Source organism: Anabaenopsis tanganyikae CS-531 (assembly GCF_029891675.1).
GTDB classification, from domain to species: Bacteria; Cyanobacteriota; Cyanobacteriia; order Cyanobacteriales; family Nostocaceae; genus Anabaenopsis; species Anabaenopsis arnoldii.
The window spans coordinates 1-9,723 of the sequence record NZ_JANQDF010000097.1 but is presented as its reverse complement, the minus strand read 5'-3'; the positions used below and the strand labels follow the sequence as shown (position 1 = coordinate 9,723).

At 41.4% G+C, this 9,723-nt stretch carries 7 protein-coding genes and 1 pseudogene; 5 read left to right on the top strand and 3 right to left on the bottom strand.

All coding sequences use genetic code 11. The features are described 5' to 3' along the window. From NWP22_RS10130 to NWP22_RS10120, 3 genes and pseudogenes are all read right to left on the bottom strand, one after another. Positions 1–378: pseudogene (locus tag NWP22_RS10130) on the bottom strand (RNA-guided endonuclease TnpB family protein); the annotation flags it as partial. A 184-nt stretch (positions 379–562) separates the two neighbouring features. Continuing rightward, entirely contained in the window at positions 563–1,666 is a 1,104-nt protein-coding gene (locus NWP22_RS10125; protein WP_271734160.1) for an XRE family transcriptional regulator, read from the bottom strand. Positions 1,667–1,859: 193 nt separating this feature from the next. Continuing rightward, positions 1,860–3,086: a zinc ribbon domain-containing protein gene (locus NWP22_RS10120; protein ID WP_280801835.1), complete on the bottom strand. Its 1,227-nt coding sequence runs from the start codon at positions 3,084–3,086 to the stop codon at positions 1,860–1,862. A gap of 241 nt (positions 3,087–3,327) precedes the next feature. On the opposite strand from NWP22_RS10120, the gene NWP22_RS10115 reads away from it, so the two are divergent. The 5 genes from NWP22_RS10115 to NWP22_RS10095 all read left to right on the top strand — a co-directional run bounded on the left by NWP22_RS10115 (position 3,328) and on the right by NWP22_RS10095 (position 9,387). Then, positions 3,328–3,783: a phosphate-starvation-inducible PsiE family protein gene (locus tag NWP22_RS10115; RefSeq protein WP_271734162.1), complete on the top strand. Its 456-nt coding sequence runs from the start codon at positions 3,328–3,330 to the stop codon at positions 3,781–3,783. Positions 3,784–4,193: 410 nt separating this feature from the next. After that, complete coding sequence (locus NWP22_RS10110; protein WP_271734164.1) at positions 4,194–7,604, top strand: phycobilisome rod-core linker polypeptide; 3,411 nt, start codon at positions 4,194–4,196, stop codon at positions 7,602–7,604. 310 nt (positions 7,605–7,914) lie between these two features. Continuing rightward, positions 7,915–8,400, top strand: a complete 486-nt coding sequence (apcA, locus tag NWP22_RS10105; protein WP_271734165.1) for an allophycocyanin subunit alpha — start codon at positions 7,915–7,917, stop codon at positions 8,398–8,400. A gap of 69 nt (positions 8,401–8,469) precedes the next feature. Beyond that, the gene (apcB, locus tag NWP22_RS10100; protein WP_271734166.1) at positions 8,470–8,955 is read left to right on the top strand and encodes an allophycocyanin subunit beta; all 486 of its coding nucleotides are present in this window, start codon (positions 8,470–8,472) and stop codon (positions 8,953–8,955) included. Positions 8,956–9,180: 225 nt separating this feature from the next. Next, positions 9,181–9,387 (top strand): phycobilisome linker polypeptide, encoded by a 207-nt coding sequence (locus NWP22_RS10095; RefSeq protein WP_200988402.1) that lies wholly within the window; start codon positions 9,181–9,183, stop codon positions 9,385–9,387. Positions 9,388–9,723 lie beyond the last annotated feature (336 nt).

Here is a 9,723-nt window from a genome sequence, read left to right as displayed (position 1 = left end):
ACTCACTGCTTGGGCTGTGTAAACTAATAAATGTCTACCTTTTTCTTTGTGTTTATATTTGGGTAGTTTCGGTCTACCTAAAAACTTAGATTTATCTTCTGCATAAGCTTTAATTGCTGCAAAAAAAGAATACCAGTTGCGCTGTAGCCCTAATAATACTTGTTGGGCAACTTTGGCTGGTAAGGTTTGGTATGGTTCTGTTGATTTTAATTGTTTTGCTAAATAATTGTAATCGAGGTATTTTTGAGCAAAGATAAAACTTTGGCGAATGTGAAAGTTAGCATAATTGTAGAGGTTTTTGGCAGCAAAACATAATTGATCAATCTCCTGATAATGGGGATGATTTCTTTGAATGATATGCCGCTCCACAACTTGCATATATGATACACATGCAAAACATCATATATAATAACATTATTTTGTAGTTGTGTCAATCAATTGTTAATATCTGAATATATATGACTATATTTTTGTTATTCAAACCCAATACTGTTGTTGCAGCCATCCCCACTCCTTTAGGTAGCAAAAATCAATGAGTGCAGTAGCGTCAAGAATGGTACCCTTAAGCGATCGCATAAACCTGATTCTCTTGACGACGCACCCGTAGTTTTTCCACAGTTAAATTGAGCAGTTCTGCTGCTTTGATTTCCGAAATTTTGCCCATTTTCAAACATTGCCAAATTAGACATTCATAACGTTCATTTTCTGGGTATTCTTCTATTCCAATGGCTGGTGGTAATTCCATTGAGTTTTGCAAAGATTCACCATGATGTTTCTTTTGATAAATTGCACAAATTTTAGCTTTTTCTTTAGCAAATTCAATGATTCCCATCGCTGCTAAACGATTCAAAATAACTAAATAACTTACCCGAAAATGCCGTTTGAGTTTGACAACATCTTGGGTGAGCGCGTACATCCGCTCAAATTCAGCTTGAGGTACAAGTAAGTGACTGGCAAAATAATCAGCTACCTTTTCCCGTGCCTTTTCTTCTGTTTTGCTTCCTGACTCAACTAAGGTATCTTGGTATTCTACGCGGTGAAATATGAGGTGTCCAATTTCATGAGCAAGGGTAAACAATTGACGTTCAATAGTGATGTTGTGGGTGTTGACTAAGACAAATGCGCCTTCAATATCACTGCAAGCACTCACACCAAAGAAACCTTTGATGGGAATGGGTTGACGTACAACTTTTAAACCGATTTCTTCTACAGATTGAAATAAGTTGGCAATGGGGGCTTCACCCAAGCCGAGACGATGACGAAATAAAGCAGCTATTCCCTGAATGCGCTTTTCGTTCCCTTCTACTTGGTGACAAGGTGTACTTTCTGGGGTGTAAGTAGGTAAGCCAACGGCTTGTTCTAGGGCGTGATAAGTTTGCAGGATTCGTAACACCTGGGCTGCAAACTGGGGGGTTTTGTCAAAAGAGCCATGGGCGCGGAACCGGAAGTTAAGCAGTCCTTCACTGGGAGGACGTAGCAGATCATCAAGTGTTACACCCAAAACACGGGCCAGGGCTGAGAGGATTTTGCTGTCTGGTAAGGTTTTGGCGTTTTCGTAGTTGTTGATGCTCTGACGAGTTACAGAGGCTTGTTCTGCAAGTTGCTCTTGAGACAAGCCCACACTTTTGCGGTAGCGGAGGATGTTAGCAGCAATGATTTCTTTCATGGCTGGTTTTTAACAGCGTTTTCTGTTAGGCTCAGGGAATATGTCAAAACTATTAAGTGTACTTTCTCTAATTATAATGGAAAAATGTAAAAGCGATTTTACATGGATTTGAAGTACATCATTATTAATAATGACAACAGATACCATACTTACCCGTAATCTGTTGTCAAAAATCCCTTACCATCCTCATAGATCAACTGGTGGTTGAATCTTGGGAAGCACCGCAATGATGACAATGTGGTAAATACTTATAGGTTAAATTGTGGCAATTGGGACATTCAACATATTGATAATAACCACAATGGGGACAGTAGGCATCATGATTGCGGATTTTTTTCGCACAGTTAATACAGCGTGATTCCTGGACTCTCCTAACTGCTTGGGCTTTGGTATTCAAAATAACTCTTTGAAAAACCTGGATAATGCCAAAACCTACTACGGGAATTAACAATATGTAAACATAACTAATCAGGAACAGCAACCCGCCGAGTATTCTGCTGACGATATTAAATATAAATTGAAATAACACCCCAACTTGCAGAAATTCAAAGACTTTCAGAATTAAGGGTATAAAGAATATTACCAGCAAATGCCAACTAATTAAAGATATTAACCCATATTCTCGGCGTTCAGAAAATTTATGAACTGAAAAAGCGATTAAAATTAGCGGTACCAAAAACAAAGACTGCAAAATCAGTTTAATACTGGGATACCAAAATAAAGCCCGCTGATAATTTACTTCTACTGGTTTAAAATTATTATCCTGCTTGAGAAACTCTATAAAATTAGTGCTTTCTGGTTTAGTAATAATTTGAGTTTTTAATTGACTAATTTCAGCTTTTAGTGTAGAAATTTGCCGGCTATTCGCATCTAAATTTTGTTTAGCTTTGGCTGCATCTACTAAGCTAATTGACTGGTCTCTGGGTAATTCAGCAATTTTTTCTAAAAGTGTGGTGGGGTATTCAGCCCGAATCTGGCTATTAGTTTCTGTTAATTGATTTACCTTTGCTTGTTGCTGCTCAATACTTTTAAGAGTTTTCTGGTTTTGAGGATTGTTAATTTTGTCTTGATATCTGCTATATTCTAAACAAGTTGGAGACACTTTACCTAAATGTCTCTGTTCTACTTCTTGGTAAATTTGCTCTTGGCTGGGTTGATCAGGGCTTTGGGATAATGAACTGTTGATAATGTTAAAGTCTTTATCTACATTGTCTTGGTTTCTGTAGTCTTGCCATGGTGAATAACAGGGATAAGCCTGGTATGGGCTGATATACCATGTACTAATATCACTCAATCCTGTAAAGACATTGATTAATATGAAAATGTCAATCACTATAATCACTACTAAACTGACTGTATTTAGTGGTTGATTGTTGATTTTTCTAGACTTACTCCAAAACCGGCGAATTTTATTGAGCATAATGTTGTTCAATATAGTAGGTGATAGTAGGTGATTTTTAATGTCAACTATCAAATCAGTACCATATATCTGATCTTATGGTAATTTATGTTACATAATTTAACCTTCTGTACTGCCAAGATAGGATAAATGAATAGGCTTATGCAAATATGGCTGATTAATTTTTAGACTCTATTAAGACCCTATTATATGGTAATTTGATTTCTGGGGTGATTTAGCTTATTTACATTTGGGTGCGGTTATGAGGAAATTAATCAGACGTATTTTGATGTTGACTAGAGATGAAAATTTCATGCACGTCATTGAAATTGTGGAGGTGATAGTATCTAAAATTCTATCTATCTTGATGGTATTAGTGATTTTGGTGGCCATCCTAGATTTAGGATTTTTTATAATTAAGGAAGTATTAACTACCCCCTATGGCTATATTAATACGAAATTATTTCACGTCTTTGGGCTATTTTTAAATATATTAATTGCTTTAGAAATATTAGAAAATATTACAGCTTATCTGAGGAGACACGTTTTTCAAGTAGAGTTAGTTATTGTCACCTCCCTAATTGCTGTATCTAGAAAAATTATTATTTTAGATTTAGAGAAGGTGCGGGGGGTTGACATCATTGGTTTAGGTTTAGCTATTCTGGCCTTATCTATGAGCTATCTAATTATTCGTTTTAGTAATTCTCGCGGAAATTAAGAGCCATGAAACATCTGGCGGATGTGGGGTTATAGAGCAACTGGGGTATTTTATAATACTAAAGTATTTATGTAATTAAAATATTAAATAAATATTAAATAAATATTAAATAATTGTATATTGGTCAAAAAGTATGCTTAGTTTTTCTGCCCTTCCTGTACTACCAGCAGTTTTAGCCCTGAATGAGAATATATACTTATTGGTGATCAGGCCGGGAGATGACAAATTCTACATACTTCTTAATAAATTAACAGAGTAACCGCAAAACGTTCTAATCTAAAGCTAACTGGGTTAATTTACTGGCAGTTTTGCAGGCGGTACTCCTAATGCATAATCACACCTATGTGTCAAGCCTCAAAACAACCCAGACTTAACACATAAATAATTATCATGGGAGTTTTACAAATTCGATGAGTGTTAAGGCAAGTGGTGGAAGCTCAGTTGCGCGTCCGCAACTGTATCAAACCCTGACTGTATCAACAATTTCCCAAGCGGAACAACAAGACCGCTTTTTGGGTAGAGGTGAACTAAGCGAACTGGCTAGCTATTTTGCCTCTGGTGCGAAACGTTTAGCAATTGCGCAAACCCTGACAGAAAACTCTGAGATTATCGTATCTCGTGCGGCTAACCGGATTTTTGTGGGTGGTTCACCCATGGCGTTCTTAGAAAAGCCCAAAGAACCAGAGCTAGCAATGGCTACTGCAGGGACTAGCGCTGAGGGAAGTGTCGCCGAAGGAATGAAACTAGGGACTGTCACCTACGTTGAAACTCGTGGCGGGTTCCTAGAAAATCTCCGTTCTATCTTTAACTCTTCTGCAGGCGGTCCCACACCTCCGGGTTTTAGACCCATCAACGTCGCTCGTTATGGTCCGAGCAACATGGCCAAGAGCTTGCGGGATTTGTCCTGGTTCTTGCGCTATGCTACCTATGCGATTGTGGCTGGTGACCCGAATATCATCGTGGTGAATACACGGGGTTTGCGGGAAATCATCGAAAATGCTTGCTCTACAGAAGCTACCATTGTGGCTTTGCAGGAAATTAAATCAGCTTCCCTGTCTTATTTCCGCAAAGATGCTGAGGCCACAGAAATTGTGTCTCAATACATGGATGTATTGCTCACAGAGTTCAAAGCACCTACACCTTCTAACAAGCTGCGTCAACGTCCTTCAGCAGACCAACAAGGGTTACAACTGCCACAAATTTACTCTGTAGCAGCAGAAAGAAGACCTAAGTTTGCTATGAAGCCTGGTTTATCAGCTAGTGAAAAAATTGAGGTCATCAAAGCAGCCTATCGGCAAATTTTTGAGCGTGATATTACCCGCGCTTATAGCTTGTCAATCTCTGACCTAGAATCTAAGGTCAAAAATGGCGATATCTCCATGAAGGAGTTTGTCCGCCGTCTCGCTAAATCTCCCCTTTACCAAAAACAGTTTTACCAGCCTTTTATTAACAGCCGTGTTATTGAATTAGCTTTCCGTCACATTTTGGGACGGGGGCCAAGCAGCCGGGAAGAGGTACAAAAATACTTTGGAATCATTTCTAATGGTGGTCTACCAGCTTTAGTAGATGCTTTGGTAGATTCTCAGGAATACGGCGATTACTTTGGGGAGGAAACAGTACCCTACCTGCGTGGTCTGGGTCAGGAAGCCCAAGAATGTCGTAACTGGGGACCCCAGCAAGACCTGTTTAAGTACAGCGCGCCTTTCCGCAAAGTACCTCAGTTTATTACTACCTTTGCAGCTTACGAACAGCCACTACCAGACCAACATCCTTATGGTTCTGGTAATGACCCATTGGAAATTCAATTTGGGGCGATTTTCCCGAAAGAAACCCGCAACCCCAGCAGTAGTCCGGCTCCTTTTGGGAAGGATACCCGCCGCATCTTGATTCACCAAGGTCCTGGTATTAATAACCAATTAAGTAATCCCAAGGCGCGGGGCGAAGCTCCGGGAACTTTGGGGCGCAAGGTGTTTAAACTTGACCAAATCCCCGCGACTCTCAGCAGAACGGGTGGACAGGGTGTGAGCGTCAAGTTCTCGGAAAGCTCTACCCAAGCAGTCATTAAAGCTACTTACCTGCAAGTTTTTGGCCGTGATGTTTACGAAGGTCAACGGCTGAAGGTGGCAGAAATTAAGCTGGAAAATGGCGAAATTTCTCTGCGAGAGTTTGTGCGGATGTTGGCGAAGTCGGATTTATTCCGCAAGATGTACTGGACATCTCTGTATGTTTGTAAATCTATTGAGTACATCCACCGCCGTTTGTTAGGTCGTCCGACTTACGGTCGTCAAGAGAATAACAAGTATTTTGACATTGCTGCTAAGAAGGGCTTCTACGCTCTGGTAGATGCTATCCTCGATACTCCAGAGTACAGCGAGGCCTTTGGTGAGGATACGGTACCTTATGAACGCTATTTAACTCCGGCGGGTGTGTCTTTACGCCATCTGCGGGTTGGTAGTATTCGCGAAGATGTGGGTACTGGTAAGGTTGAGAAGGTGGAAACACCACGGTTTGTGGAACTGGGTACAGTTAAGGAAAACCGCACAGAACCAGATATTCAATTCCGCATTAATCAAGGTGTTACCAAGAAGCGCGAACAAACCAAGGTCTTTAAGTTGGTAGCAAATACCATCAATAAGGTGGCGGTGCAAACTGTGATTAGTGCTGCTTATCGCCAAATCTTTGAACGGGATGTTGCGCCCTACATCGTCAAGAATGAGTTTACAGCTTTGGAAAGTAAGCTGGGCAATGGCGAAATTAGTGTGAAGGAATTTATTACAGGTCTGGGTTACTCTAACCTGTATTTGAAGGAGTTCTATACACCTTATCCCAACACCAAGGTAATTGAGTTGGGTACTAAGCATTTCTTGGGACGTGCGCCAATAGACCAGGCTGAAATCCGTAAGTATAACCAAATTCTGGCTACGCAAGGGATTCGCGCCTTTATTAATGCCATGGTAGAAAGTGTGGAATATAGCCAGGCTTTCGGTGAAGATACGGTTCCTTACCGTCGCTTCCCCACTCTACCTGCGGCTAATTTCCCCAATACCGAAAAGCTTTACAATCAGCTGACCAAGCAAAATAATGATTTGGTTGTACCTAGCTTTGAGACTGTCAAGCCTCGGATAGCATCGGCAAATACCCCCATTTTAGCGAAGGCGATCGCAGATTTGGCAGCCCAAGCCAAGCAAATGGATAAAACCAAGCCGTTATTCATTGAGTTGGGTCGTTCTTTCAATGACGGTCGCGGTCAGTCTGTGGAAGTGGGTGTAGGTACAAGTCGCCGCAAACCTGCACGGATTCACCGCATGACTGTAGATGCAAATCCAGGGGAGAAACAGCTAGTAATTGATGCGGCTTACTGTCAAGTTTTGGATGTATTTAGCGGTCAAGTTCCCCAGGACTACCGCCGTTCTAACTTAGACAGCAAACTGCGCAACGGGGAAATCTCTGTGCGGGAGTTTGTCCGGGAATTGGCTAGTTCAGAAATCTACCGCAAGCGCTTCTATACCCCTTATCCTAATACCAAGGTGATTGAGTTCCTATTCCGTCATCTATTGGGACGCGCACCAGCTACCCAGGGGGAAATCCGCCAATATAACAAGTTGCTGGCTGATAGCGGCTTAAGAGCGGCTGTAGAAGCAATTGTAGATAGTGCTGAATATGCTCGCTACTTCGGTGAAGATGTAGTACCTTATCAGCGCTACCCATCACTACCTGCTGGTAACTACCTTGGTAGTGTGCAAGCGGCTGCTGACTTGGTGAAACAATCTTGGTCTAGTTTATCACCTGCTGTATTGACAGGTAGACCAGGCGATCGCTAGGTATTGAGGAGGGAGCCGGGAGATGATAGTTAATTTTCCCCAATCTCTCCCTCATATCTTGTATAATCAAGCTTTCCGGCAAAAATCACTGTTCAAACTAAGAATTAATATTACAAAGTATTAACAAGAGTGATAAATGGTGAACATAATGCCGGAAAATGTTTTGCGGAAGGTAGTTGATTTCTCGGCAGGTTCGCAGTGCCATAGCACTGTTGAGTCTGGAAAAACCAAAAAACTCAGCTACTGCCAAACTTAAAATCGTACCAGTTTAATTAAATTCTGGTTTCATTAGTACTGGAGGAATCCATTAATGAGTATCGTCACGAAGTCCATCGTGAATGCTGATGCAGAAGCCCGCTATCTTAGCCCCGGCGAACTAGACCGCATCAAGAGCTTTGTTTCCGGTGGTGAACGTCGCCTCCGCATCGCTCAAATTTTGACCGACAACCGCGAGCGCATTGTTAAGCAAGCTGGTGACCAGTTGTTCCAAAAGCGCCCTGACGTTGTATCTCCTGGTGGTAACGCTTACGGTCAAGAAATGACAGCTACCTGTCTGCGTGACCTAGACTACTACCTGCGCCTAGTAACCTACGGAATCGTTTCCGGTGATGTTACCCCCATCGAAGAAATCGGTGTTGTAGGTGTACGGGAAATGTACAAATCCCTCGGTACTCCTATTGACGCTGTAGCTGGTGGCGTTAACGCGATGAAGAATGTTGCTGCTAGCTTGCTGTCTGCTGAAGACGCAGGTGAAGCTGGCGCTTACTTCGACTACCTCGTCGGTGCGATGCAGTAAGCTGAAGCGGTTTTTACTTCTGCTGAAACGTAAGTATTGCAATACGATTGGAAATAAGGAAATAACAACATGCAAGACGCAATTACCTCTGTCATTAACGCTTCAGACGTTCAAGGTAAATACTTGGACACTGCAGCTCTCGCAAAGCTCAAAGGCTACTTCTCCACCGGTGAACTGCGCGTCCGTGCTGCTACCACCATCAGTGCTAACGCCGCCGCGATCGTTAAAGAAGCAGTAGCTAAATCTTTGTTGTACTCTGATATCACCCGTCCCGGTGGTAATATGTACACCACCCGTCGCTATGCTGCTTGTATCCGCGACTTGGACTACTACCTACGTTATGCTACCTACGCAATGCTAGCTGGCGATCCTTCCATCCTAGATGAGCGCGTATTGAATGGCTTGAAAGAAACCTACAACTCCTTGGGTGTTCCCGTAGGTGCTACAGTACAAGCTATCCAAGCCATCAAAGAAGTAACCGCTAGTTTAGTAGGCCCCGACGCTGGTAAAGAAATGGGCGTTTACTTAGACTATATCTCCTCTGGCTTGAGCTAAGACCCAACTGCACTTAACACATTAGGTGCGGGTTGATTAAAGTCTGGAAATTAATTATGAGTGCTAGAACGTTCTACCGCTTATCTTGTTGAGTGTTAGCGGTCTGGTATTGATAGTTAATTTCCAGACTTGGAGTGATTGATTTAAATGTTTTGATAGAATATACACTCCCATTTTTTTTTCAAATAAAAAACTTTTCACAATCACCATAGGAGACTATAAGATATGGCGCGTATGTTTAAAGTTACTGCTTGTGTCCCTAGTCAAACTCGAATTCGTACCCAAAGAGAGTTACAAAATACTTACTTTACCAAACTAGTTCCTTACGAAAACTGGTTCCGGGAACAGCAACGCATTCAAAAAATGGGTGGCAAAATTGTCAAAGTAGAACTAGCAACCGGTAAGCAAGGTACTAATGCTGGGTTGATGTAATTAATATCAAAAAAAAACATCATTCTAGGGAGTTGTCAAGAGGTCAAGATAGACCTCTTTTTTTACTAAATTAGGGAGCAGGTAACAAATTGGGGTGTACTTCATGAGACACACGGAAAAACTTTGATAACAACCCTACTTTGCCAGCAGTCCAAAAAATTTTGAGTTATAAAAGTGAACAATTACCAAGTTTATGTCTACAATAATTTAATGAATTTATAGTCATTTATGTACATTTGTAGTATAATATAATTATGAATGTACGATCATTAAATGAATGAAACTATCTGATTATGCAAAAAAGGTAGGGATAAGTTATAGAACTGCGTAGGGATA

Coding starts and splice junctions, on each gene's coding strand:
- NWP22_RS10120 (WP_280801835.1), bottom strand. CDS start 3,086: ATGCTCAATAAAATTCGCCGGTTTTGGAGTAAGTCTAGAAAAATCAAC.
- NWP22_RS10095 (WP_200988402.1), top strand. CDS start 9,181: ATGGCGCGTATGTTTAAAGTTACTGCTTGTGTCCCTAGTCAAACTCGA.
- NWP22_RS10125 (WP_271734160.1), bottom strand. CDS start 1,666: ATGAAAGAAATCATTGCTGCTAACATCCTCCGCTACCGCAAAAGTGTG.
- NWP22_RS10115 (WP_271734162.1), top strand. CDS start 3,328: ATGAGGAAATTAATCAGACGTATTTTGATGTTGACTAGAGATGAAAAT.
- NWP22_RS10110 (WP_271734164.1), top strand. CDS start 4,194: ATGAGTGTTAAGGCAAGTGGTGGAAGCTCAGTTGCGCGTCCGCAACTG.
- apcA (WP_271734165.1), top strand. CDS start 7,915: ATGAGTATCGTCACGAAGTCCATCGTGAATGCTGATGCAGAAGCCCGC.
- apcB (WP_271734166.1), top strand. CDS start 8,470: ATGCAAGACGCAATTACCTCTGTCATTAACGCTTCAGACGTTCAAGGT.